Origin of the sequence: Limnohabitans sp. WS1 (genome assembly GCF_003063265.1) — a bacterium.
In the GTDB taxonomy this organism is placed as follows: domain Bacteria; phylum Pseudomonadota; class Gammaproteobacteria; order Burkholderiales; family Burkholderiaceae_C; genus Limnohabitans_A.
On sequence record NZ_NERU01000007.1, the window covers coordinates 151,566 to 175,563 of the forward strand.

26 protein-coding genes are annotated in these 23,998 nt (G+C 60.7%); 8 read left to right on the forward strand and 18 right to left on the reverse strand.

The window, feature by feature from the left end:
* Nucleotides 1-94 precede the first annotated feature (94 nt).
* From B9Z48_RS11050 to B9Z48_RS11060, 3 genes are read right to left on the reverse strand one after another with little or no spacing between them, the layout of a single operon-like run.
* Nucleotides 95-1,588, reverse strand: a complete 1,494-nt coding sequence (locus B9Z48_RS11050; protein ID WP_108378371.1) for a tripartite tricarboxylate transporter permease — start codon at nucleotides 1,586-1,588, stop codon at nucleotides 95-97.
* A 57-nt stretch (nucleotides 1,589-1,645) separates the two neighbouring features.
* Nucleotides 1,646-2,119, reverse strand: coding sequence for a tripartite tricarboxylate transporter TctB family protein (locus B9Z48_RS11055; RefSeq protein ID WP_108378373.1), 474 nt, complete (start codon nucleotides 2,117-2,119; stop codon nucleotides 1,646-1,648).
* An 8-nt stretch (nucleotides 2,120-2,127) separates the two neighbouring features.
* A complete protein-coding gene (locus B9Z48_RS11060) occupies nucleotides 2,128-3,111 on the reverse strand; it encodes a tripartite tricarboxylate transporter substrate binding protein (protein WP_108378375.1) in 984 nt (327 codons plus the stop codon).
* 378 nt (nucleotides 3,112-3,489) lie between these two features.
* On the opposite strand from B9Z48_RS11060, the gene B9Z48_RS11065 reads away from it, so the two are divergent.
* The 3 genes from B9Z48_RS11065 to recJ all read left to right on the forward strand — a co-directional run bounded on the left by B9Z48_RS11065 (nucleotide 3,490) and on the right by recJ (nucleotide 7,089).
* Nucleotides 3,490-4,341: a phosphatase PAP2 family protein gene (locus B9Z48_RS11065; protein WP_108378377.1), complete on the forward strand. Its 852-nt coding sequence runs from the start codon at nucleotides 3,490-3,492 to the stop codon at nucleotides 4,339-4,341.
* Between the two features lie 71 nt (nucleotides 4,342-4,412).
* On the forward strand, nucleotides 4,413-5,372 hold the full coding sequence (locus tag B9Z48_RS11070) for a hypothetical protein (protein WP_108378379.1): 960 nt from the start codon (nucleotides 4,413-4,415) through the stop codon (nucleotides 5,370-5,372).
* A 7-nt stretch (nucleotides 5,373-5,379) separates the two neighbouring features.
* The gene (gene recJ, locus B9Z48_RS11075) at nucleotides 5,380-7,089 is read left to right on the forward strand and encodes a single-stranded-DNA-specific exonuclease RecJ (RefSeq protein ID WP_108378381.1); all 1,710 of its coding nucleotides are present in this window, start codon (nucleotides 5,380-5,382) and stop codon (nucleotides 7,087-7,089) included.
* 181 nt (nucleotides 7,090-7,270) lie between these two features.
* On the opposite strand, the gene coaD is transcribed toward recJ, so the two are convergent.
* From coaD to B9Z48_RS11095, 4 genes are all read right to left on the reverse strand, one after another.
* Nucleotides 7,271-7,777: a pantetheine-phosphate adenylyltransferase gene (gene coaD / locus B9Z48_RS11080; protein WP_089957364.1), complete on the reverse strand. Its 507-nt coding sequence runs from the start codon at nucleotides 7,775-7,777 to the stop codon at nucleotides 7,271-7,273.
* A complete protein-coding gene (gene rsmD / locus B9Z48_RS11085; RefSeq protein WP_108378383.1) occupies nucleotides 7,774-8,472 on the reverse strand; it encodes a 16S rRNA (guanine(966)-N(2))-methyltransferase RsmD in 699 nt (232 codons plus the stop codon). The genes coaD and rsmD overlap by 4 nt, the downstream gene beginning before the upstream one ends.
* Before the next feature lie 193 nt (nucleotides 8,473-8,665).
* A complete protein-coding gene (locus tag B9Z48_RS11090; RefSeq protein ID WP_108378385.1) occupies nucleotides 8,666-9,073 on the reverse strand; it encodes a hypothetical protein in 408 nt (135 codons plus the stop codon).
* A 52-nt stretch (nucleotides 9,074-9,125) separates the two neighbouring features.
* Nucleotides 9,126-10,487, reverse strand: a complete 1,362-nt coding sequence (locus tag B9Z48_RS11095) for a D-amino acid dehydrogenase (protein WP_108378387.1) — start codon at nucleotides 10,485-10,487, stop codon at nucleotides 9,126-9,128.
* 130 nt (nucleotides 10,488-10,617) lie between these two features.
* Here B9Z48_RS11095 and B9Z48_RS11100 point away from each other — a divergent pair, with 130 nt between their 5' ends.
* Nucleotides 10,618-11,088, forward strand: a complete 471-nt coding sequence (locus B9Z48_RS11100) for a winged helix-turn-helix transcriptional regulator (RefSeq protein WP_108378389.1) — start codon at nucleotides 10,618-10,620, stop codon at nucleotides 11,086-11,088.
* A gap of 324 nt (nucleotides 11,089-11,412) precedes the next feature.
* Here the strand turns inward: B9Z48_RS11100 and B9Z48_RS11105 are convergent, their stop codons facing one another.
* Together B9Z48_RS11105 and B9Z48_RS11110 are read right to left on the reverse strand one after the other, a co-directional pair.
* Nucleotides 11,413-12,813: a pitrilysin family protein gene (locus tag B9Z48_RS11105; RefSeq protein WP_108378391.1), complete on the reverse strand. Its 1,401-nt coding sequence runs from the start codon at nucleotides 12,811-12,813 to the stop codon at nucleotides 11,413-11,415.
* Nucleotides 12,814-12,821: 8 nt separating this feature from the next.
* Nucleotides 12,822-14,264 (reverse strand): pitrilysin family protein, encoded by a 1,443-nt coding sequence (locus tag B9Z48_RS11110; protein WP_108378393.1) that lies wholly within the window; start codon nucleotides 14,262-14,264, stop codon nucleotides 12,822-12,824.
* A gap of 28 nt (nucleotides 14,265-14,292) precedes the next feature.
* Here B9Z48_RS11110 and ftsY point away from each other — a divergent pair, with 28 nt between their 5' ends.
* The 3 genes from ftsY (at nucleotide 14,293) to B9Z48_RS11125 (ending at nucleotide 17,583) form a co-directional block, all read left to right on the forward strand.
* Nucleotides 14,293-15,357, forward strand: a complete 1,065-nt coding sequence (ftsY, locus tag B9Z48_RS11115) for a signal recognition particle-docking protein FtsY (RefSeq protein WP_108378446.1) — start codon at nucleotides 14,293-14,295, stop codon at nucleotides 15,355-15,357.
* Nucleotides 15,358-15,514: 157 nt separating this feature from the next.
* Nucleotides 15,515-16,447: an RNA polymerase sigma factor RpoH gene (gene rpoH / locus B9Z48_RS11120; protein WP_089957382.1), complete on the forward strand. Its 933-nt coding sequence runs from the start codon at nucleotides 15,515-15,517 to the stop codon at nucleotides 16,445-16,447.
* A gap of 107 nt (nucleotides 16,448-16,554) precedes the next feature.
* A complete protein-coding gene (locus B9Z48_RS11125; RefSeq protein WP_108378395.1) occupies nucleotides 16,555-17,583 on the forward strand; it encodes a tripartite tricarboxylate transporter substrate binding protein in 1,029 nt (342 codons plus the stop codon).
* A gap of 98 nt (nucleotides 17,584-17,681) precedes the next feature.
* Here B9Z48_RS11125 and B9Z48_RS11130 read toward each other — a convergent pair whose 3' ends face one another.
* Genes B9Z48_RS11130 through B9Z48_RS11150 form a run of 5 tightly spaced genes read right to left on the reverse strand, consistent with a single transcriptional unit; the run spans nucleotide 17,682 to nucleotide 21,731 of the window.
* A complete protein-coding gene (locus B9Z48_RS11130; protein ID WP_199233499.1) occupies nucleotides 17,682-18,287 on the reverse strand; it encodes an SCO family protein in 606 nt (201 codons plus the stop codon).
* A 9-nt stretch (nucleotides 18,288-18,296) separates the two neighbouring features.
* Nucleotides 18,297-19,193 carry a heme o synthase gene (gene cyoE, locus B9Z48_RS11135; RefSeq protein WP_108378399.1) on the reverse strand — a complete coding sequence of 299 codons (897 nt, stop codon included), beginning with the start codon at nucleotides 19,191-19,193 and terminating at the stop codon, nucleotides 18,297-18,299.
* Nucleotides 19,190-20,320 carry a heme A synthase gene (locus tag B9Z48_RS11140; protein WP_108378401.1) on the reverse strand — a complete coding sequence of 377 codons (1,131 nt, stop codon included), beginning with the start codon at nucleotides 20,318-20,320 and terminating at the stop codon, nucleotides 19,190-19,192. The genes cyoE and B9Z48_RS11140 overlap by 4 nt, the downstream gene beginning before the upstream one ends.
* Nucleotides 20,321-20,323: 3 nt before the next feature.
* A complete protein-coding gene (locus B9Z48_RS11145) occupies nucleotides 20,324-21,037 on the reverse strand; it encodes a hypothetical protein (protein WP_108378403.1) in 714 nt (237 codons plus the stop codon).
* A complete protein-coding gene (locus B9Z48_RS11150) occupies nucleotides 20,988-21,731 on the reverse strand; it encodes an SURF1 family protein (protein ID WP_108378405.1) in 744 nt (247 codons plus the stop codon). The genes B9Z48_RS11145 and B9Z48_RS11150 overlap by 50 nt, the downstream gene beginning before the upstream one ends.
* 14 nt (nucleotides 21,732-21,745) lie before the next feature.
* Between B9Z48_RS11150 and B9Z48_RS11155 the strand changes: the two genes are divergently transcribed.
* Nucleotides 21,746-21,979, forward strand: coding sequence for a twin transmembrane helix small protein (locus B9Z48_RS11155; RefSeq protein ID WP_108378407.1), 234 nt, complete (start codon nucleotides 21,746-21,748; stop codon nucleotides 21,977-21,979).
* 124 nt (nucleotides 21,980-22,103) lie between these two features.
* Here the strand turns inward: B9Z48_RS11155 and B9Z48_RS11160 are convergent, their stop codons facing one another.
* The 4 genes from B9Z48_RS11160 to B9Z48_RS21820 are packed head-to-tail and all read right to left on the reverse strand — an operon-like array spanning nucleotide 22,104 to nucleotide 23,990.
* Nucleotides 22,104-22,985, reverse strand: coding sequence for a cytochrome c oxidase subunit 3 (locus B9Z48_RS11160; protein WP_108378409.1), 882 nt, complete (start codon nucleotides 22,983-22,985; stop codon nucleotides 22,104-22,106).
* 42 nt (nucleotides 22,986-23,027) lie between these two features.
* Entirely contained in the window at nucleotides 23,028-23,243 is a 216-nt protein-coding gene (locus B9Z48_RS11165; RefSeq protein WP_108378448.1) for a DUF2970 domain-containing protein, read from the reverse strand.
* Nucleotides 23,240-23,869 carry a cytochrome c oxidase assembly protein gene (locus B9Z48_RS11170; RefSeq protein WP_108378411.1) on the reverse strand — a complete coding sequence of 210 codons (630 nt, stop codon included), beginning with the start codon at nucleotides 23,867-23,869 and terminating at the stop codon, nucleotides 23,240-23,242. The genes B9Z48_RS11165 and B9Z48_RS11170 overlap by 4 nt, the downstream gene beginning before the upstream one ends.
* Nucleotides 23,870-23,879: 10 nt before the next feature.
* On the reverse strand, nucleotides 23,880-23,990 hold the full coding sequence (locus tag B9Z48_RS21820; RefSeq protein WP_228769228.1) for a cytochrome oxidase small assembly protein: 111 nt from the start codon (nucleotides 23,988-23,990) through the stop codon (nucleotides 23,880-23,882).
* Nucleotides 23,991-23,998: the final 8 nt, after the last annotated feature.

Below are 23,998 nucleotides of genomic sequence, written 5' to 3' on the forward strand. Positions count from 1 at the left end.
GCGAAGTGTAGAGGTCCACGAAGCGCTATCGCGGGGGGGGCGCCGCTCCTACAAAGAGAGACAGCGCCAACACTGCGAGTCCAGACCCCTCGCATCAAGCCGCAGGGGCAGGTTTTCGCAGCATGCGAAAGAGCAGGGGTGCAAACCACACCAAAGCGGTGAGAATGGCCAAACCCAGTGCGATGGGTCGGGCAACAAAAGCGGTCAAGTCGCCATTGGACTTGATCATTGAGGTGATGAAGTTTTCTTCCAGCATGCCGCCCAGCACCACGCCCAAAATCGCCGGAGCCACCGGAAATTTATTGGCCTCCAGCAGATAAGCCAGGATGCCTGCGACCAGCATCACACCCACCTGAAACACCGAGTTGTTGATGGCAAACGTGCCGACCACACAAAACAGCAAGATCATCGGCATCAGGATTTCACGCGGCACCCTGAGGATGCGCTTGGCCACCTTGATGCACAAAATGCCCAAGGGAATCATGATGAGGTTGGCCACAATGAACAGCAAAAACACCGCATAAATGTTTTGCGGATTGGTGGTGAACAAAGTCGGGCCGGGGTTCATGTTCTTCATGTACAGCACACCGATCACAATCGCCGTGATCGAGTCACCCGGAATGCCAAACACCAAAGCCGGAATCCAGGCCCCCGCCAAGGCACTGTTGTTGGCCGAGCCCGACTCCACAATGCCTTCCACATGCCCGGTGCCAAATTTCTCGGGCTCTTTGGAGAACTTCTTGCTCATGGCATACGACATCCATGCCGCGATGTCGGCGCCTGCGCCCGGCAAAGCGCCCACGGCGGTGCCCAGCACACTGCCTCGCAAAATCTGCTTGGGATATTTCTTGGCCAAGGCCCATTGGCCCTTGAGCACACCACCCACCTCCTCCACCACCAACTCAGCAGGCGGGCTGGTGTCCACCACGTAGCGGATGATTTCGGAGATGGCAAACATGCCGATCATCATGGCGATCATGCCGATGCCGCCCGACATTTCGGTGTTGCCAAAGGTAAAGCGCGGAAAACCTGCCGGGTTACCCAGCCCCACACAGGCCACCAACAAGCCCAGGAACAACATCATCAGGCCCTTGACCGGCGAACCGGTGGAGATGAAGACCGCGCAAGTCAGGCCCAACAGCACCAGCCAGAAGTATTCGAAGGAACTGAAATTCAGCGCAAAGTCGGCCAAGGCAGGCGCAGCGACGATCAGCACTACCGTGCCAAACAAGCCGCCCACCGCAGAGAACACCAGGCCTGCACCCAGCGCTTTCTCGGCCTGACCTTTGCGGGTCATGGCAAAGGCTTCGTCGGTGTAAGCCGCCGATGCCGGTGTGCCCGGAATTCGCAGCAAACAACCCGGGATGTCTCCCGAAAAAATGGCCATCGCCGTGGCGGTGACCATGGCCGCCACCGCCGGTATGGGCGGCATGAAAAAGGTCACGGGCACCAACAGCGCAGTGGCCATGGTGGCGGTCAAGCCCGGCACCGCTCCGACGAACAAACCATACAAGGAGGCGAGCACCATCACCATCAAGGTGTAGGGTTCAAACACCATCGAAAAAGCTTGGCCAATGGCTGTCCACATGGGATAAGACTCCTCAGACCGACAAAGTCATTAGGGTTGAAAGTGGTGAAAGTCGCCTTACCAGGCCAGCGGCGTCAAGATGCCCCAAGGCAAAGGGACACGAAGCAACTTGTAAAAGGCAAAGTGAACCACCAAAGTAGCCACCACCGCCCAAAAGACCGATCGTCCCCAAGCCACTTGCAAGGATCTGAACAAGGTCACCAGCATCAAAAATGAGGTGATGAAAAATCCCAACTCATCAGACAGCACGATGTAAAAGAGCACCGAGCCCAGCAAGGCGACCAGCGCCTTGGTGTGCCGTGGCGAACGCACCCAGTCTTCCCACTCCAGCCAAGGACCGTGGGCACGGTCTCGCCAGCCTTGCCAGACCAGCAAGGCCCCGCCTGCACACAGACCCACCGCAATCAAGCCCGGAAACAAAGCCGGCCCAACCGGCTGACCGGGGATGTTGGGGTAGCCGCGCACAGCCCAGAGCACCGCAGCGCCCAAGGCCATGAGCAAGACGCCCCAAAAAGCGTCGTTGATTTTCATGGACAGTCTTACTTGACCAGACCCACAGCCTTCATGGTCACGCCCATTTCGGCATCGGACTTGGCCATGAACTTGGCCATGTCATCCGGCCCGCCATAAATCACGCCCAAGCCGCGGCTGGTCATGAAGTCGTTGTACTCTTTGCTGGCCACGGCCTTGCGCACCGCCTCGGCCAATTTGGCTTGCACCGGTGCAGGCAAACCCTTGGGTGCGAGCACACCGCGCCAAGCTGCCATGGTCCAGTTGCTGCCAGTGGCCGATTTCAGGGTGGGCACATTGGGGTACAGCGTAGAAGGCTTGGCATCCATGATGGCCAAGCTCTTGACCTTGCCCGCATCGATCAGCGAACGCGCTTCAGGCAGGGACACTGGTGCCACTTCCACGCCACCGGCCACCATGTCTTGCAAGCCAGGCGCTGCGCCATTGCTGGGCACCCAAGGCAGAGCAGCAGGGTCGATTTTTTGGTCCAGCAACAAACCGGCAATGGCCAAATGCCAGATGCCGCCCTGGCCTGTGCCCGAGGCTTTGAACTTGCCGGGGTTGGCCTTGATGGCGGCGAGCAAATCGTTCACGTTTTTGTAAGGCGAATCGGCGCGCACCTGGATGCCCGCCGGGTCGGCATTGACCAGACCGATGGGGGTGTAAGAAGCGCCTGTTAGCTGTGTCAGGCCCTGCCAATGCATCATGCCAATTTCGACCGTGGCCAGACCGATGGTGTAGCCGTCAGCGGGGGCCGAGGCAATGGCCGCATGGCCCACCACACCGCTGCCGCCGGTGCGGTTGACGACGGTGACGGGTTGGCCGAGGTCTTTTTCGAGCAAGCTGGCCACGATGCGGGCCACCGCATCGGTACCACCACCCGCCCCCCAAGGCACGATCATGGTGATGGGGCGTGCGGGGTAGTTTTGCGCAGCTGCAGGCACAGCGGCTGCCAAACAAGCCAAGCCAGCAACAGCGCTGGCCACCAAAGTACGACGCGAGCGATTGAACATGGGTGTCTCCTTTTGATTTGTACAGCCGGGACCGACTGGCACCCGCCTCGTCAAAATTTATACCCAATGCCTGCACAGACCATTAGGGTCAACCATAGCCTCAGTAACTCTGGCGACTGGAACCCTTGTGAACCCGCCGATTTGAACAACATCGTTTGCCAAGGGCACCCTGCCCTGGCCTGCGCCAGCGGGGGCCAAGGGTTGTGGGGCCTGAACACAGCGATCTCGGTGTTTTCACGCAAAAAGTCACGCCAGTGACGATTTGGCCAAGACTTTTCTTCAAAACTTGCCCCACCTCGTTTGGAGGCATGGCCCTCCATCGACCGGCTTGATGCACGTCTTCATGCCCCCATGGAACCTCACTCAAAGACACATTTCATGAATTTCAAGCACACCGCCCGCACCCTTTGTCTTGGCATCACCGCCGGGCTGGCGCTCAGCGCCTGCCAAACCGCCCCGACACAAGCCCCAGTGCCCCCGACCTCACCCGAAGTGGTGGGCGAGTTCCGCAAGGGCTCGGGCTACCTGAACGGCTACATCGACCGCAAGGAACTGCCCGACAGCCTGGCCTTGGTGCCACCCCCACCCGCCCCCGGCTCGGCCCGCCAGGCGGCCGACTTGCAGCTGCACCAGCAAACCCGCGCCCTGCGCAACACACCGCGTTGGGAATACGCCCTCAAGGACGTGAACCTGAAGTTTCCCGAAGCGGCCGGGGTGTTCTCGTGTGCCCTGGACATGCCGATCTCGCAAGAGGCCACGCCCCACCTGAACATGCTGCTGCGCCGCAGCCTGGTGGACGCGGGCTTTGCCACCTACAAGGCCAAAGACCACTACAACCGCAAGCGCCCCTTTGCCGAGCTGGGTGAAACCACCTGCTCGCCCAAGGAAGAAGCGCACCTGTCCAAAGACGGCGCCTACCCCTCCGGCCACGCCGCTTTGGGCTGGGCCTGGGGCCTGATCCTGGCGGGCCTGGCCCCTGACAAGGCCAACGCCTTGGTGCAACGCGGCCACGCCTTTGGCGACAGCCGCATGGTGTGTGGCGTGCACTGGCAAAGCGACCTGGAAGCCGGACGCGTGGTGGGCGCTGCCGCTGTGGCCCGTCTGCAAGCCGACCCGGTGTTCCAAGCCCAGGCCAAGCTGGCCAAAGCCGAGATTGCCGCCGCCCGGACTAAAGGCCTGAAGTCCGACCGCACCGACTGCGCTGCCGAAGCCGCTGCTTTGAAACGCTGAGGGTGGGCGTTGGGCGCTGCACGCTGAACCGACCCAACTGCCTTTCATGGGGCCTGCGACAATCAGGCCCCATGCACCTGATCATTCCCTATGCGGCCAGCCACGCCTTCACCGGCCCCGAAGTCTGGGACGGTTGGCAGCTGCCCCATTTGCAAACCCTGCTGAGCCTGCTGCAGCGCCAGCAGGTGCTGCAAGACTCCGAAGCCACACCGCTGCACCTGCCCCACGAACGCTTGCAAGCCCAGGCCCTGGGCTGGGCACCTGACGCCCCCACCCTCCCCTGGGCCGCTTGGCACCGGGCGCAGCAAGGCCAGCCCAGCGCCGAGCCCCAAGCCTGGATGACGCCTTGTCACTGGCAAATCGGCATGGACCAAGTGGTGATGGCCGACCCCGCGCATTTGCACCTGTCTGACGATGAGTCGCGGCAACTGCTGCAAGCCATGCAGCCGTTTTTGCAAGAAGACGGTCTGCAAGTGACCTGGCACAGCGCTTTGATGTGGCACGTTCAAGGCGCAATGCTGGCCGACCTGCCCACCGCCTCGCTCGACCGGGTGATCGGCCAGAACGTGAAAGACTGGATGCCCCAGCACCCCGCCGCCCGGCCCCTGCAACGCCTTCAAAGCGAGATGCAGATGCTGCTTTACAACCACCCCGTCAACGACGCCCGTGACGCCCGCAGGCAACACACCGTCAACGCCTTTTGGCTGCACGGTGCGGGCACGCTGCCTGCGGTCACACCTGCCGCTGCGCCGCCCATGACCGAGACAGTGACCGTGTCAGACGCCCTGCGCTCCAGCGCTTTGCATGGCGATCTGCAGACCTGGCGGCAAGCCTGGCAGCAACTCGATGCCACGGCCGTGGCCGAGCTGTTGCAACACCTGAAAGCGACTGGCCAAGGCCAGCTCAGCCTGTGCAGCGAACACACAGCCCACACCTACACCGCCGCACCGGCCGCTTGGCACCAAAGAATCACCCGGCTGTTCAACAAACCCTCTCCTGCAGCGGCCCTCCAAGCCCTCATCACCACCTGATCACCCCATGAATTTGCTCACCCGAGATGTGCCCCCCCGCAGCGCCTGGGCGCTGGAACAAGCGGGCATCCACCCGCTGCTGGCCCGCCTGTATGCCGCACGCGGCGTGTTGTCCAAAGACGAACTCGACGACGCCCTGAACCTGCTGCTGCCCCCGGCCGGCATGTTGGGCACACAAGAAGCGGCCAAGCTGCTGGCCGATGCCATCGCGCAAAACAAGCGCCTGTGCATCGTGGCCGATTACGACTGCGACGGCGCAACCGCCTGCGCCGTGGGTGTGCGCGGCCTGCGCATGCTGGGGGCGCGCAACGTGAGCTACTTGGTGCCCGACCGCGTGGTCGACGGCTACGGCCTGACCCCACCGATTGCCGAGCGGGTGCACGCGCAAGGGGCGGATGTGTTGATCACCGTGGACAACGGCATAGCCAGCGTGGCGGGCGTGCAAGCCGCGCAAGCCCTGGGCCTGCAGGTGCTGGTGACGGACCACCACTTGCCCGGCAATGAACTGCCCAGCGCCGAGGTCATCGTCAACCCCAACCAGCCCGGCTGCAGCTTCACCAGCAAGTCCATCGCCGGTGTGGGCGTGATGTTTTATGTGCTGTTGGCCCTGCGCGCCGAGCTGCGCCAGCGCGGCGTGTTTGACGCCAGCACCCAGCCGCGCTTGGACGCCCTGCTGCCGCTGGTGGCTTTGGGCACCGTGGCCGACGTGGTCAAGCTCGACGCCAACAACCGCCGCTTGGTGGCGCAAGGTCTGCGGCGCGTACGGGCCGGAGCCTTGCCGCCGGGCATGGCCGCGCTGATGCGCGCTGCCAGTCGCGAAACCGCCAAGGCCACGACCTTTGATTTTGGCTTTGCACTGGGCCCACGCATCAACGCGGCCGGCCGCCTGGCCGACATGACGCTGGGCATCGAGTGCCTGCTGACCGACGACGCGGGCCGCGCCGACGAGCTGGCCAAACAGCTGGATGCGATCAACCGCGAACGCCGCGTGATCGAGGGCGACATGCGCGAGATGGCCATGGAGATGGCCGAGTCCCTGTTTGACGAAGGCGACGAGCCGCCGCCCGCCATTTGTGTGTTCGACCCGGATTTTCACGAGGGTGTGGTCGGCATCGTGGCCTCGCGCATCAAGGACAAGCTGCACCGCCCCACGTTCGTTTTCGCGGCCAGCAGCGCCCCGGGCAAAGAGCATGAACTCAAAGGCTCGGGCCGCTCGATTGCGGGTTTTCATTTGCGAGATGCGCTGGACCTGGTGGCCAAACGCGCCCCGGGCGTGCTCCTGCGTTTTGGTGGTCACGCCATGGCGGCGGGTTGCACCATTGCCGAAGAGCATCTGGATGTGTTTGAAGAAACCCTGAACCAAGTGGCCATGGAATGGCTGGACGCCGCCACACTGCAACGCCGCCTGGAAACCGATGGGCCGCTGCCTGCCGAATACCGCCGGGTGGATTTGGTGGACATGCTGCACCACGAGGTTTGGGGCCAGGGCTTTGCACCACCGGTTTTTTGCGAAGAGATCGAGATCGTGTCGCAGCGCTTGGTGGGCGAGAAACACCTGTCGCTCAAGATGAAGCACCAGGGCCAGCCGGTGGACGGCATCTGGTTTGGCCGCACCGAGCCTTTGCCCTCACGGGTCAAACTGGCTTATCGGCTGGACGCCGACGAGTGGCAAGGGCAAAAGCGGGTGCGCTTTTTGGTCGAAGGCGCGGAGCTGTGAATTTGTAGGAGCACCGCCCTCGGTGCGATGGGGGTGGTGGTCTGCGAGGCTCTATCGCGGCGGGGGCGCCGCTCCCACAAGGGGTATGCCTGCATTTTGTAGGGGCCCACCCCTGTGGGGGAAATCTTCGGGGCACGTCCCACGCCTATCGCCCACGGGGTGGGCTCCCACAGAGGGTGTCTCAATGCTTGGTGGCCACTTTGCCCTGCAAGGCATTGAGCACGGGAGCCGACACCAAACCCGACACATCGCCACCCAGCTTGGCAATTTCACGCACCAAGGTGCTGCTGATGTGCTGCACATGGGCGCTGGTGTGCAAAAACACGGTGTCCACTTCCGGTGCCAAGTGGCGGTTCATGCCCGACATTTGCGTTTCGTAGTCGTAATCGGTCACCGAGCGCAGGCCGCGCACGATGACCTGAGCGTTTTGCGAACGCACAAACTCGACGATCAGGCCGTCAAACGGCAGCGCCTTCACGTTCGGGCAGTCGGCCAAAGCCGCTTGCGCCAGGGCCACGCGCTCGTCCAGACTGAACAGGGTTTTTTTGTGATGTGCCACAGCCACGGCAATGATGACCTCGTCAAACATTTGGGCAGCGCGACGGATCGCGTCTTCGTGGCCCAGGGTGAGCGGGTCAAAGGTGCCGGAATAAACAGCTGTCACAGCGGTGTTGGCAGATCGGCTCATGGCGTGTCTCCTTCAGCAGGGGTGGCAATCGAGGTGGGTGCAGATTCAGGGCTGACCCGTTGCAACAAATGGGCGTGCACCGCGCCTGCTTTGAGGTGGCGTTCGCACTGTAGCCCCAAGGCTGTCAATGTCTCTGTGGGCCAAGCCACAGGCGCTTCCAAATAAATCCAGCCCCCCACGGGCACAGCCCGGGTGGCGGCTTTCAGGGCTGGCTCAAACCATGGGCCGTCAAAAGGCGGGTCAATGAACACCAGGTCCACACTGCCCGCAGGCAACCGGCCCAAAGTGCTCACCGCGTCGCCGCGCTGCACACTGACCATGCTGGCTTTGAGGCGGGTGGCGTTGTCTTGTAAATCGCGCACCAAAACCGCGTCTTGCTCGACCATCAGCACATGGGCCGCGCCGCGCGATGCAGCCTCCAGGCCCAGCACGCCCGTGCCCGCAAACGCGTCCACGCAGCGCCAGCCGTTCAGGTCCTGACCCAGCCAGTTGAACAGCGTCTCGCGCACACGGTCGGGCGTGGGGCGCAGACCGGGTTTGTCGATCACCTTCAAGCGGGTGCGCCGCCACTGCCCGCCGATGATGCGGATCTCGTGCGAGGGCGGGCCTTTGGGGGTTTTGGCAACAGGTTTTCGGGCTGCAGGTTTGGAAGCTGCGGCATGGGTCGATGAGCGTGATGTTTTCGATGAGGGCATGGTGCACAAGTGTAAAGGCCGCTGCCCACTGCGAACGCGATCTGACCTGGACATGGACGAGAAACAGCGCAGCTTCCAGCGTCACTGCTGGACACCTGTGGCTCACAACAAAGCCAGACGAAAAAAAACCAGCATCACGCTGGTTTTTTTTCAACAAGGTCAGGGACTCCGCGTGAACGCGGGTCCCGTGTCATCACTTGACAGCCGCCACTTTGGCATCCGCCTTGGCTTGTGCCTTGGCGGCGGCTTTGGCCGCTTTCTTTTCGGCTTTGGCTTTGGCGCGACTTTCCGCCTTCTCTTTTGCAGTGGCCGTCATATCAGCTTTGGCATCTTTGGCTGTGGCCACGGCCGCAGCAGGTGCAGTGACAGCTGTTGCAGCAGTCGCGGCTGCGGCAGGTGCTGCGACAGCAGTCGCGGCTTTGGTTGCAGTCGCGTTCGCGGCAGCAGCAGGTGCTGTAACAGCTGTCGCAGCTTTGGCTGCGGTCGCGTTTGCTGCTGCGGCAGCAGGTGCTGTGACAGCTGTCGCAGGCAAGGCGGGCGCTTGGGCGAATGCACCGACGGCAAAAAAACCGGCAACGAGGGTGGCGAGCAGCTTGTTCATGATCAAAACTCTTTCATCAGGTTTTCAGTCCAACACTTTGTTGAACTTGCAACTACAACGCCCCCTGCGCCAGTCCTGATGACGCGCTGGGCACTCCAGTTGTAACGCCGTGTTTCGTCGCACGGCGAATGCCTGGGCTGTAGCGTTGCCAAGCCAAGTCGTGGTGCTCAATGGCGGGCTCGTGGCCCATGACCAAATCGGTCACCAATTGCCCACTGCCGCAGGCCATGGTCCAACCCAGGGTGCCGTGCGCGGTGTTCAAAAACAGCCCCTGCACCGGGCACGCCCCCACCACCGGGGTGCTGTCCGGCGTCATCGGGCGCAAGCCTGTCCAAAATTGCGCCTTGGATACATCGCCGCCCGGAAAGAGGTCTTGCACCACCATCTCCAGCGTTTGACGGCGGCGCTCATCGAGCGACAGGTCGTAGCCCACCAAGCCAGCCATGCCGCCCACGCGGATGCGTTGGTCAAAACGGGTGATGGCCACTTTGTAGCTTTCATCCAGCACCGTCGAGACCGGTGCCCGCGCCGCATCGACCAAGGGCAAGGTGAGCGAGTAGCCCTTGACCGGGTAGACCGGCAAGTTCATGCCCAAAGGTTGCAACAAGGCCCTTGACTGCACACCCAGCGCCAGCACCACACGGTCGGCAGCCACATGGCGCAGGGGCTGACCCTTCTCCGGCCCAGAAGCTGCTTGCACCCACGCCCCTTGCACACGGCCGCCTTGCACATCAAGCGCGGCGATGTCCTGCCCCCACTCAAAACGCACACCGGCGGCCTCGGCCATGGCCGCCAAGCGGGTGCTGAACAGGTGGCAGTCGCCGGTTTCGTCGTCGGGCAAGCGCAGGCCCCCGGCCAGGCGCGGCAAAGCGTCGGCCAGGCCCGGCTCAACGCCCGCCAACTGTTCTCGGCTGAGCAACTCAAAAGGCACGCCGCAGTCGCGCAACACCGCAATGTCTTTGTGCGCGGCATCGAGCTGGGCCTGGGTGCGAAACAACTGCAAGGTGCCGCCTTGGCGTTCTTCATAGCTCAGCCCCGTGTCGGCCCGCAGCTGGCGCAGCACATCGCGGCTGTAGTTGGACAGGCGCATCATGCGTTCTTTGTTGGTGGCGTAGTCGGCCCCATTGCACTGGGCCAGCATGCTCATCAACCAGCGCAATTGGAACAGGCTGCCGTCCGGACGCAGGCTCAAAGGGGCATGTTTTTGAAACAACCACTTGATCGCCTTCAAAGGAATGCCGGGGGCCGCCCACGGCGTGGAGTAACCCGGCGAGACCTGCCCGGCGTTGGCAAAGCTGGTCTCCATGGCGGGGCCGCTTTGGCGGTCGATCACGGTGACCTCGGCCCCGGCGCGGGCCAGAAAATAGGCGGTGGTGGTGCCAATGACACCCGAACCCAAAACAAGGACTTTCATGGAGATGGCCTCTTAAATCTGCAATGAAATGGATTCTAAGAACCACTTGTCAGTGAATTTCATTGAAAATCAAACTCATGACAGTGAAAGACACCGAACACCCCATTCCCCATGAAGGCCGCGCAGTGAAATGACCGAACTCGACCGCATCGACCTGAAAATCCTGGACGCCCTGCAGGCCCAAGGCCGTCTGAGCATGACCGAGCTGGCCGAACGGGTGGGCCTGTCGGCCTCACCCTGCACCGAGCGGGTGCGCCGCATGGAGCGCGAAGGCGTGATCACCGGTTACCACGCGCACCTGCACCCCCAGGCGCTGGGGCGCACGCTGCTGGTGTTTGTGGAGGTTCGCCTGTCCAGCAAATCGGACGAGGTGTTCGAGAAAGTGCGTGCGGCCATGCAGGCCCTGCCCGAGGTGATGGAGTGCCACTTGGTGTCGGGCAGTTTTGACTACCTGATCAAGGCACGCCTGAAGGGCATGAGCGATTACCGCAGTTTGCTGGGCAAGCTGCTCAAAAACATCCCGGTGCCCGCCGAGTCACACAGCTATGTGGTGATGGAAGAGGTCAAGGAAAGCATGCAGCTGGCTTTGGGGCGGGCTTGAGCGCGGTTGGGCATCAGATCAACTCACGCGATAGGCTTGCCTTGATGCTGCCTTCCGACAGGCCATGCGGCTGAACGCATGTTGTGATTGTGGGAGCTCCGCCCTCGGGGCGATGATCTTTTTGTAGGAGCCCCGCCCTCGGGGCGATGGGAGGTGGTCTGCGAGGGGCGATCGCGACGGGGGCGTCGCTCCTACAGGGAGATGCCCTGCATTTTGTAGCAGCCCCGCCCTCGGGGCGATAGGTCGTGGTCTGTGAAGGTTTTCGCGACGAGGGCGTCGCTCCTACAGGGGCAATGCCCTGCATGTTGGCCACCTGCAGACCTTTCAGGGCGCAGCGCCCACCACCACCGTGACCATGCGCTCGGGCTGCAGCACCCGGGCCATGGCGCGTTGCACATCGGCGGCGCTGACGCGCTCGATCTGCCGCGTCCAGGTGTTCAGGTAGTCCAGCGGCAGCCGGTTCCAGGCGATGTTGGCCACGTTGTCCAGCAGCTTGCGGTTGCTGTCGATGCGCAGGGCAAAGCCGCCCACCAGGTTGGATTTGGCCGCTGTCAGCTCGGCCTCGGTCGGGCCCTGGCGCACAAAGCCTTGCACCACCTCTTGGGCCACTGCCACGGCTTGCTTGGCCTGGTCGGGGCGGGTTTGCAGGCCCACGGTGAAGGCTCCGGCGTGCTGGCCTGGGGCAAAACCGCTGTAGACGCTGTAGCTCAGGCCACGTTTTTCGCGCACCTGCTCGGTCAGGCGCGAAACAAAACCACCCCCGCCCAAAATGTGGTTGCCCACCAGCAGGGCAAAGAAGTCGGGGTCGGTGCGTTTGTAGCCGGGCTGGCCAATCAACACATGGGCCTGGGCCGAGTCAAAAGGCAAGTTCAGGTTTTCCGCAGCGGCCAAAGGGGCCACTTCGGGCACGGGCGGCAAGCTGGCGCAGCCTGACTCACGGGGCCACTGCGCCAGCAGGCGCTGCACCAAGGCATCGGCTTGGGCGCGGGTCAAAGCGCCCACCACACTCACCGTGGCGCGGCAAGCGCGCAGGGCCTGGGCGTGCAGGTTTTTCAGATCTTGCACACCGATGCGCGACAAGCTCTCGGGGGTGGCCCGAAAACCATAGGGGTGCGTGCCATACACGGCTTGTGCAAAGCGTTGCTGCACCACCGTGCCGGGCTTGGTGAGTGATTCCCGGATGGAGGCGCTGATGCGTTCGCGGTCACGCAGCCACATGGCCTCGGGAAAAGCCGGGTGCGCCATTTGCCGGGCCGCCAGTGCCACGGCTTTGTCCAGCAAATCGGGGTAGCTCAGGCTGCGCAGGCCAAAGCTCATGCGGTCACCGCTTGCACTGGCACCAAAGCTGGCACCCAAATCGGCCCAGGCCTCACCGATCTGGTTTTCGTCCAGGGCCTGGGGGTAAGGGCCTTGGCCCTTCCCTTGCACTTGCGGCTCGGCACGGGTGCCGTTGGCCATTTGCCCGGCCATGACCGAGGCCAGGCCAGCCTGCGCCGCCGGGTCACGGCGGCTGCCCGCGTCGATGTCGATCTGCACATCGACCATGGGGATGGCCTGGCTCTCGACCAGGTACACCCGTGCACCGCTGGGCTGGGTCCAGTGCTGGATGGGCAAGGAAGCGTGCGCCCAGCTGGCCGCGGCCCAACAGGCCAGCGTCAAGGCCGTGCGCCGCCAAGCCAGGGCGTTCAAGGAAGGGATGAGGAACATGGGGTTTGAAACTTTCATGAAGCGCTTTAATGGCGGGCACCGGGCAGGGCGCGACGCGCCCGGGGCTGGCCCGACATAGGCTGGGGCAACAAGGTGGCCACAGTGAGGCTGTCGTCACCAAAATACTTTTGCGCCACGGCCTGCACCTGGGCAGGCGTGACCTGCCTCAGCCGGGCGATCAGCTGCGCCCCGTAGTCTGGCGGCAAACCCAGTGTCCAGGCCACGCCCAACTCACGCGCTTGGTTAAACACCGAATCGAGCTTGTAAATTTCGCTGGCCACCCATTGGGTTTTGACGCGCTGCAGCTCGGCCTCGTTCACGCCCTCGGTAGCCACGCGTTGCACCTGGGCCCGCAAGGCCGCTTCCAGCGCTTGCGGCGTTTGGCCTTTGGCGGGCACACCTTCCAGGTAAAAGAACTGCGGCCCACGCCCCATGAGTCCGTTGTAAGCCCCCGCGCTGTCGGCCAGGCGGTTTTCACCTTGGGTCAGGGCGCGGTCCAGACGCGCGCCGCTGTAGCCATCGAGCACAGCGGCCAGCACCGTCAAGGCGAGGGCATCGTCATGTTCGGGCGAGGCCGCGAGGCTCACCAAGCGCGGCACTTTGAAAGCCAAGGCCACATACGACTGCTCGGCCGGGGCTTTGAATTCGAAGCGGCGCAAGCCTTGCTGCGCGGGCTCTTCCCGGGGTTTGCGATCGGGCACGGCGCGGATCGGGATGCTGCCGTAATACTTCTCAGCCAGTGCCTTGACTTGCAGCGGGTCCACATCGCCCGCCACCACCACGGCCGCATTGGCAGGGGTGTACCACTTGCGGTAAAAATCGCGGGCGTCTTGCGCCGTCATGGCCTCCAGGTCGCTCATCCAGCCAACGATGGGGCGGCGGTAGGGCGAGGCCGACAAGGCCGTGGCCGAGAGCATTTCGTGCAATTGGGCGCGGGGGTTGTCGTCGGTGCGCAAGCGGCGCTCTTCTTTCACCACCTCCAGCTCTTTGGCAAATTCGGCATCGGGCCACTGGTTGTTGGCAAAGCGGTCCGACTCCAGACGCATCACGGCTTCAAGCTGGCTGGAGGGAATTTGCTGGTAATAGCCGGTGTAATCCTTGGCGGTGAAGGCGTTTTCGCGTCCGCCCAAAGCGGCCACACGGCGCGAGAACTCTCCCACAGCCAAAGTGGGCGTGCCTTTGAACAGCATGTGCTCCAGCACATGGGCCACACCGCTGGTGCCATCCACCTCGTCCATGGAGCCCACGCGCAGCCAGACCATGTGCACCGCCGTGGGGGCGCGACGGTCGGGTTTGACCCACAGTGTCATGCCATTGGCCAAGGTGAAAGTCTGGACCTGGCTTGGGGCAGCCTGTTCTCGCGGCGGCGGGCTGTTTGATGGTGCTTGCGGTGCCTGCGCCATGGCGCTCAAGCTGCTGCTGAGCAAGGCTGTTGTCAAAGAAAGACCCAAAAGAAAGTTCGGTTTCATAGAATGCATGATCCTTGAAATCCACGCCATGTTCAGCTTCTTCAAAAAAAAATCCCCACCCGCTGAGGTCCCATCGGCTCCAGCGGCCGTTGAACCCCAAGTTTCAGCACCCGTCGCCAGCAAGTCACCATCGCCCGCCAGCACACCCACACAGCCCCCGGGCCCGTCTGCTGCAACCCCTGCCGCCCCTGCCGCCCGCCAAGGCTGGCTGGACCGCCTCAAAGCCGGTCTGCGCAAGACCGGCTCCAGCATCACCACCGTCTTCACCGGCACGCGCATCGACGACGAACTGTACGAAGAGCTGGAAACCGCGTTGCTGGTGGCCGACACGGGGGTCAAGGCCACAGAACATTTGCTGCAAGACCTCAAGCGCCGCGTGAAAGAAGCCAAGGCGACTGACCCATCACAAGTCAAAACGCTGCTGGCCGATGCCATCACCGACTTGCTGACGCCTCTGCAAAAACCCCTGAGCATTGGCGACCACCACCCCACCGTGATCATGGTGGCGGGCGTCAACGGCGCTGGCAAAACCACCTCGATTGGCAAACTGACCAAGCACCTGGCCGACGAAGGCCTGAGCGTGCTGCTGGCCGCAGCCGACACCTTCCGCGCCGCCGCCAAAGAGCAGCTGGCGGTTTGGGCCACCCGCAACACGGTGGAGATCGTCAGCCAGCAAGGCGGTGACCCGGCGGCCGTGAGCTTTGACGCGGTGAGCGCTGGCCGCGCCCGTGGCCGCGACGTGGTCTTGGTCGATACCGCAGGCCGCTTGCCAACACAAACCCACCTGATGGAAGAGCTGAAAAAAATCAAGCGCGTGGTGCAAAAAGCCGACGGCACCGCACCCCACGAGGTGCTGCTGGTAATCGATGGCAACACTGGTCAAAACGCTCTGGCCCAAGTCAAAGCCTTTGACGACACGCTGGGGCTGACGGGCCTGATCGTGACCAAGCTGGACGGCACCGCCAAGGGCGGCGTGCTGTGCGCCATTGCCCGCGAAAAGCCGATTCCGGTCTACTTCATTGGGGTGGGGGAAAAACTGGAAGACCTGGAAACCTTCAACGCCCGTGAGTTTGCCCAAGCCCTGCTGAGCTGAACACCCCGGTATTTCACCGTTCACCAGCGCACAGACACCCCCCCTCTTCACTCACAAAATAGGGGGAAACCCCAGGCCCACAGCCAAGCTGAGGCCGCCCTTTAGCACTCCTCACCAGAGAGTGCTAACATTGGGGTATTCTGAAAGGAGTTCTGGTATGAACATTCAAACTGGTTCCCCCGCCACAGCCATCGCGCTGAGCAATCCTTGGGCGGTCGTGCCCTCGCTCGGCCACTTGGACGCCTACATCTCTGCGGTCAACCGCATGCCCATGCTCACCCTCGAGGAAGAGCAAGAAGCCGCCCGCCAACTCAAAGCCAACGACGACTTGGAAGCCGCCCGCAAGCTGGTGCTCTCGCATCTGCGTTTGGTCGTCTCGGTGTCGCGCCAATACTTGGGTTATGGCCTGCCTCACGGCGACCTGATCCAGGAAGGCAATGTGGGCCTGATGAAGGCGGTCAAGCGATTCGACCCCGAGCAAGGCGTGCGCCTGGTCAGCTATGCGCTGCATTGGATCAAGGCCGAAATTCATGAGTACATCCTGAAAAACTGGCGCATGGTCAAAATGGCCACCACCAAGGCCCAGCGCAAGCTCTTTTTCAACTTGCGCTCGATGAAGCAAGGCTACAAAGCCGACGCCGACGAAGGCACGCACCGCGACACCCTGACGCCCGACCAGGTCGACGCGATGGCCAACAGCCTGAACGTCAAGCGCGAAGAAGTGCGCGAGATGGAAATGCGCATGTCCGGCGGCGATGTGCTGCTGGACCCAGCACCATCGGACGACGGTGAGCAGGCCTTTGGCCCCATTGCCTACCTGGCCGATGTGAACCACGAGCCCACCGCCATGATCGAAGCGCACCAGCGTGATGTGATGGCCAGCGATGGCTTGGCCAGTGCTTTGAGCGTGCTGGACGAGCGAAGCCGCCGCATCGTGGAAGAGCGCTGGCTCAAAGTGAACGACAACGGCTCGGGCGGCATGACGCTGCACGACCTGGCCGACGAGTACGGTGTGAGCGCCGAGCGCATCCGCCAGATCGAAGTCGCGGCCATGAAGAAGATGAAAAAGGCGCTGGTCGAGTTCGCTTGAACTCAGGGCCTGTCGCCTGCTTTGACTTCAATACCCGGCTTCGACCGGGTATTTTTTCGCCTGCTGTGCGCTAAAGTCACGGCAGTTTTGTTTTGAAAGGCTCCGCCATGACCGCTCGCACCCCCACTGTTTTTTCTCGCCGCCATCTGGCCCAAGCCCTTGGCGCTGCTTTGGCTCTGGGACTGACACCTTCATGGGCCACCCCCTCTTCCACTGCATCAACAGCCACTTGGCCCACCCAAACCGTGCGCTTGGTGGTCGGCTTTCCCGCCGGCTCCAGCCCCGACCTGACGGCCCGCGCCCTGGCCGAGCCTTTGTCCAAGGCTCTGGGCCAAAGCGTGATCGTAGAGAACAAAGTGGGTGCAGGTGGCAACATCGCGGCTGACTTCGTGGCCAAATCGACCGACGGCCACACCCTGGGCCTGATGATCAACGGCAACATGACGATTGCCCGCATCCTGAACCCCAAGGTGCCCTATGACCCGCTCAAAGACCTGGCACCCATCAGCCTGATTGGCAAAGCCCCTTTGGTGCTGACTGTTCCCGCGTCAGGACCCGGAGTGGCACCTGGCCAAACCGCAGCCGAATGGTTGAGCCAAGCCCAAAAAGCGGGCGACAAGCTCAGTTATGCCTCGCCCGGTGTAGGCACGGTGGCGCACTTGGGCATGGAGTTGCTCAAGACCAAAGCTGGCATTGCCCCTGTGCATGTGCCCTACCCCGGCAACCCGCAGATCATCACCGCCATGTTGGGTGGACAGGTACAGCTGGCCTTGCTGCCACCGGCCCTGTCGGCCGCGCAGGTGCGCGGCGGCAAACTGCGGGCCATTGGCGCTTCGAGCACCGGACGCAGCCCCGTGGCCGCCGAGGTGCCCAGCCTGTCCGAAATTGGTGTGAAGGATTACCAGCTGGAGATCTGGAACGCGGTCGCCGCGCCCGCCTCAATGCCAGCGGCTGTGGCCAGCAAGTTGTCGGCCATGGTCAGCGACATCGTGCGTGCGCCCGAGATGCGTGCGCGCTTGTTCCAGCAAGGCTGGCAGGTGGTGGGCTCTTCGCCCGAGGGTTTGCGCAACCGGATTCAATCCGACACGAAAGCGCTGGGCGACATCATCCGCAACCAGAAGATCGAGGTGAACTGAGACGTGGCAAGGTGCCACAACCCCCTGCCCATACTTCCCAAGAAATGGCATGCCTCTCAGGCACCTTTTTCTTGAGCTGAGTGATTGAAACCGAAACTTTATTTGCCGCTCAGCAAAATTTTCACATCGGCCGCCAAGGACTCAGCCCCGCTGGCATGGCGGTTGTAAAGCCGAATTCGCCCTTGTGGGTCAAAGGTGAAGCTGCCCGCCGAGTGGTCCATGGTGTAGCTCGTGGGGGTTTTGCCCTCTACCTTTTTGAAATAGATCTTGAAGTCTTTGGTCACTTTGGGCAGTTGTTCAGCCGTAGGGTGCAGGCCCACAAAGTCTGAGCCAAAGTTGGCCATGTAGGCCTTGAGCAACTCGGGTGTATCGCGCTCCGGATCGACGGTGATGAAGACGCCTTGCAATTTATCCGCGTCAGCCCCCAAAAGTTGTTTGGCTTGCACCATTTCCTGCAAAGCGGTAGGGCACACATCGGGGCATTGGGTGTAGCCAAAAAACACCACCACCGCTTTGCCCGCAAAATCCTTGAGCGTGCGCACCTGGCCGTTTTGGTCGCTCAGCTCAAAGCCTTGGGCGTAATCGGCTCCGGTGATGTCCACACCCCGAAAAGCGGGTTTGTCTTGGCCACAAGCGACCAAACCCACAAGGGCTGCGGCCACGCCCATGGCCAAAGCGGCTTTTGCAAAAACTCTGCGCGACATGTTCAGGCCTTAAAAAATGTAATGGTCCAACAGCAAGGCGGCAAACAAAGCGCTCAAGTGGATCAAGGAAAAACGGAATGTCTTGCGGGCCAACTCGTCCGAGTAGGCGCGGTACAGCGCCACCGCATAGCCGATGAAACCGATGCTCAGCACCACTGCCGCGACCAAGTAAAGCCATGAACTCATGCCGTACACAAAGGGCATCAGGCAAGAGGCCATGAGCACGATGGTGTAGAGCAAGATTTGCAAACGCGTGAATTCGTTGCCGTGCGTCACGGGCAACATGGGCAGGCCCGACTTGCGGTAATCTTCCACGCGGTATAGTGCCAAGGCCCAAAAGTGGGGGGGCGTCCACAAGAAGATGATCAAAAACAGGATCAAGGCCTCAGGCCCGACCTGTCCGGTCATGGCCGCCCAGCCCAGCACCGGTGGCATGGCCCCACTGGCGCCACCGATCACGATGTTTTGCGGCGTCAGCGGCTTGAGGATCACGGTGTAAATGATGGCGTAACCCACAAAAGTTGCAAAGGTGAGCCACATGGTGAGGGGGTTGACCAAGACGTAGAGCACGGCCGACCCCAAAGCACACAAGACGGCTGAAAACAGCAAGGCCTGACGGTCACTCAGCTCCCCTTTGGCAGTGGGGCGCCAAGCCGTGCGCTTCATTTTGGAATCGATGGTTTTTTCAACCAGGCAGTTGAAAGCCGCGGCTGCCCCTGCGACCAACCAGATGCCGACACAGGCCCACAAACCGAGCATCAACTCGGCCAAACTGGGCACGCCGGGCACCGCCAAAACCATGCCGATCAAGGCACAAAAAACAATCAACTGCACCACACGCGGCTTGGTCAATGCGTAGTACTGACGCCATGCAGAAGTAGGCAAAGGGGCGGTGGCGGCGGTCATGGGACAGACTTTTTGAAATTGGAGGAAGACTGTGGATTATCGGCGCGACTGATGCTCAAGGCCCAGGTCAAGGTGACCACCATGGCGGCGGCGCCTCCCGTGTGCATCACGGCGGCCAACAATGGCCAACCCAGCACCACGTTGCTCAGGCCTGTGATGAATTGAAGGGCTGACAAACCCAACAACCATTGTCCAGCAGACACCAAGCCCGGTTGCTGGCGCAAGCGCCAACCCAACCACACCAACACAGCCAACACCAGCCAAGCGGCCGAACGGTGCACAAAGTGAATCGACGACAAGGCACTGAAGGGCAACAAGTCACCTGCAGGAGTATGGCCCAACTCGCGCCAAACACTGAAGCCTTGCCAGTTCATCTCAGGCACCCACTGGCCATGGCAGGTCGGAAAATCAGGACAGGCCAGCACCGCGTAGTTGGTGCTGACCCAACCACCCAAGGCGATTTGCAGCCACAGCACGCCAAACCCCAACCACAAGCCCGTGCGCAAACCCGCAGGCAAAGGCCGTTTGTTGGCACCGTCGTAGCGCACGGCCTGGGCCATCAGCAATGCCAGCAAACCAATACCAAACATCAGGTGCAAGGTGACAATGGCTGGAAAGAGCTTCATGGTCACCGTGAGTGCGCCAAAAGCCCCTTGCAAACAGACCCACACCAAGGTGAAGGTGGGCCACCATGGGCTGACCGTTTCGCTTCGGCGGCGCAGCCACCAGGTCATGCTGGCAAGCGTCAAGATCAGCACACCCACACCTGTGGCCAAGTAGCGGTGCACCATCTCAATCCAGGCTTTGCCGTGTGTCACTGGCCCTGTGGGCATGGCTGTCTGAGCAGCGGTGATCTCGACTTTGGCACCCATGGGCGTGGCACTGCCGTAACAACCCGGCCAATCCGGGCAACCCAAGCCGGAATCGGTCAACCGGGTGAAAGCACCGAACAGCACCAAATCAAAGGTCAGGAACAAAGTGATCAAGGTCAATGCCTTGAGCCGACCAGAGGGCGTGGCGCTGCGCTGTCGCCACAACCACCAGCCCAAGGGCAAAGCTGCCACCGCTAGGCCCACCGCCATCAGCTCAAGCACAGGGGCCAGGTTGTACAGGTCAACTTCGGTCATGCTTCAGCGCCCCGCCTGGTCCCAAGATGAAGAGGCCTTGAGCAAGCGTTCAAGGTCTCTTTTGGCTTTGGAGGCGCTGGGCACGTCCATGTTCGCCGGAAAACGCATCATGAAGTTGCCCATGGGGTCGATCACATACAAATGGTCTTGTAACTGTTGACCAGCGGCTGGTTGAATCCAGCTTTGCACCGTGGCCAGATCAAGTCGCAGCACATGGGCCATGTTGAGCGCTGGCAACAGTGTTTGGGCCACAGGCGCGTCGTCGGTGATGAGCCACACGCGGTCCAAACGGTCTTTTTCACGACCCAAAATTTCACGCAACTGGCGCTGAAAATACAGATTTTCCTGACAACGCTCGGCACACGCAGCAGGCCCCACGTTCACCAGCAACCACTGACCCTTCAAACTCGCCAAGGTCACCGACTCTCCTTGCAGGTTTTTGGCTGAGACTTGAGGCATGTCTTTTTGCGGCTGAATCAACTCGCCATAGACACGACGCCCCTCGGGGCGAATCACGTAGTAGGTGAAATAGGAGGCAATGACCGGCGATGCGCAAATCAGCAACATGGCGATCATTTTCCATCGCCCCATACGGGTGCGTTGGGCATCAGCCTGCACCACCTCGCTCGGATGGGGCATGTCATGCACGGTCATGGCCAGTGGGCTGTCAGACAGGTCGTTTTTGGCGGCGGGGTTGGACAATTTGGAACCAGACATAAAGTAAAGCGATCAGGCCACTGAGGCCAAACCATTGAAAAGCGTATCCATGGTGCTTTTCAACACCACTGGCCACCACGGGCCATTCGCGCAACAAGCCTTCTGAGGCCGGGCCGGATTGCAACAAAGTCACTTCGAGCACGGGCAAACCTGTTGCTTGCCTGTAAGCAGTCAAGTCGAGATTTTGCCGTATTGGCCCTGTCTCGATGGCGCCAAAGTCATAGAGCCTTGAAGGCCATGGGGCCAAATGGCCTTGTAGCTCCACCAAACCCTCTGGCGTTTGCAGCACAGGCAAAGCCGCTCGGTCGGTGAACGACCTTTGTGCCCAACCCCGCTGCACCAGCACCACTGTCCCGGAGCCGTCCAATTTCAAGGGGGTCAATGCAAAAAATCCGGGTTTGGCATTCATCTGCCGGTTGTCCAAAAACACCGTATGTTCTGGCAACCAATGGCCCTTGAGCGCCAGACGCCGGTGAATCAATTTTTGTCGCGCGGCGGCTTCTTCTTCACCTGCGCCCAAACTGCGACCATCCAGCACCACTTGTTCAGATTGCTGTTGCTTGGCACTTTGCAAGGCTGTTTTTTCAGCGGCTCGCCCCATTTGCCAAAGTCCCAGTGAAAATGTGATCACCACGCCCAAAACGGCCACGCCCAAGACCAGCCATCTTTGCCAACTTGGGGTTTTGTCAGTCATAAGATAATGTGTGCATGAAAATATTGGTTGTCATCGCCTTCATCGGCATTGTTTTGAGCTTGGGCTCGGCTTTGGTTTACATGATGCGGGGCAGCGCCCCTCCTGTCGAAGGTCAAGCCCCTAAAAAAGGCAACATGGCCACCGCCCTCGCCTTTCGCGTTGGATTCTCGATTGTCCTCTTCATCTGCGTTCTGGTTTCATGGAAGATGGGCTGGATTCAGCCCACAGGCATTCCACCGGGCGCTTGAACGGATCCTCACCATTTGAGCCATTTTGGCTTGTGTCTCCGGCACCATCGATTCAAAAACTTTCAGCCTTTCCATCAATAAAAAAGCGCCCTAGGGCGCTTTTTTTATGGGGCCATGGAGGTTTTTACATCCAGTAAACCAAGATGTACAAGCCAAGCCAAACCACGTCCACAAAGTGCCAATACCAAGCTGCACCTTCAAAACCAAAATGACGGTCTTTGGTGAAGTGACCTTTTTGCAGGCGCAGTGTGATGAACAAAAGCATCAACATGCCCACCAAGACGTGGAAGCCATGGAAACCAGTCAACATGTAAAAGGTCGAGCCGTAAATACCAGACGACAATTTCAGGTTCAGATCGCCCCAAGCGTGGGCATATTCATAGCCCTGAACAAACAGGAAAATCACGCCCAGCAAGACAGTCATCCACATGAACTTGATGGTTTTGCTGCGATCACCTGCCTGGATGGCATGGTGTGCAACAGTCAACGTCACACCTGAAGTCAACAACAAAGCCGTGTTGATCGTGGGCAACCAAAACGGACCCATGGTCTGGAAGGGTTCGATGATGCCAGCAGGCGATGTTGTGGCACCAGCGACCAAGCTGGGCCATGCGGCCTTGAAGTCAGGCCACAGCAATGCATTGTCAAGGCTGCCCAAAGCAGGCACAGAATGTGAACGAGCCCACCACAGTGCTGTGAAGAATGCACCGAAGAACATGACTTCGGAGAAGATGAACCAAGTCATGCTCCAGCGGTAAGACAGATCAATCTTTCGGCCATACATGCCACCTTCACTCTCCTGCACAGCTTCAGAGAACCATTGGTACAAAACAATCAACCACCAAGCCATGCCAAAGAACAGGCAATACATGCCCCATTCCGAACCATTGATCCACTGACCCGCTCCCAGAATCAGGAAGAACAAACCAATGGCCGCCATCACGGGGTGACGTGATTCATGCGGTACATAGTAATAAGGCGTGCTGCCGTGTGCTGCTGAACTCATAGGAACTCCTGCTCTCTCTAATTCGAAATCAAACTTTGTAGGTTAAAGGCCAGTGGGCTGGACCACCACCCAATTGACCAGGGCAATCAGCCCCAGAACAAACAACAATGCCGCACCGATGGCCACACCAATGATGTGGAATGGGTTGAGCTTTTCAATGTCTTGCTGGTATTCGGAATTCTTGCGAAGCCCGACAAATGACCACAACACGGCCTGAATGGTGCGCAGCCAAGATGTTTTGCGAACAGGCGTGGTCATGAGCCCCATCCTGTCTTGACCGGCAATGTTTGCACTGCAGCGGCCAACGGTGCTGTTGGTGCTGCAGGTGTTTTGCCACCGACTTCAAAGAAGGTATAGGACAGCGTGATCGTCGTCACGTCTTTGGACAACTTGGGGTCGATGACAAAGGCAACGGGCCACGACTTCTTTTCACCGGGCTCCAAGGTGTACTGGTTGAAACAGAAACATTCGAGCTTGTTGAAGTGATTGGCGGCTTGACGCGGTGCATAACTGGGAATGGCTTGGGCCGCCATTCGGCGGTCCTGCACATTCTGAAACTCATACATCACGGTGCTCAGTTCACCGGGGTGAACCTGCATAGACCGCTTTTCAGGCTTGAATTCCCAAGGGCCACGCACATTGGCGTCAAACTCGACGGTGATGGTGCGTGTGGTATCGACCTGGCTGTTGCGCAACACTTCAGCCGCTTTGCCTGCTTTGGCATTGCCTGGAATTTGTGTTTCAGAGATCGACAGGATGTTGATGCCTGTGATCTCGCAAATGGCCTTGTAGATGGGCACCAGCGCGTAACCGAAGCAGAACATGCCCGCGGTCACCACCGCCAGCTTGCCCACCATCTTCAGATTTTCACCACGCAAGTTCATCTTGGGTCTTTCAGGAATTTAAGAGCAGCAACTTGGCCACAAAACCAATCAACACAGCGCAGGCGACCGAAGCCAGAATCAGGCCCAGACGCACATTGCTTTTTCTTTGTTCAGGTGTCATGGCCATGG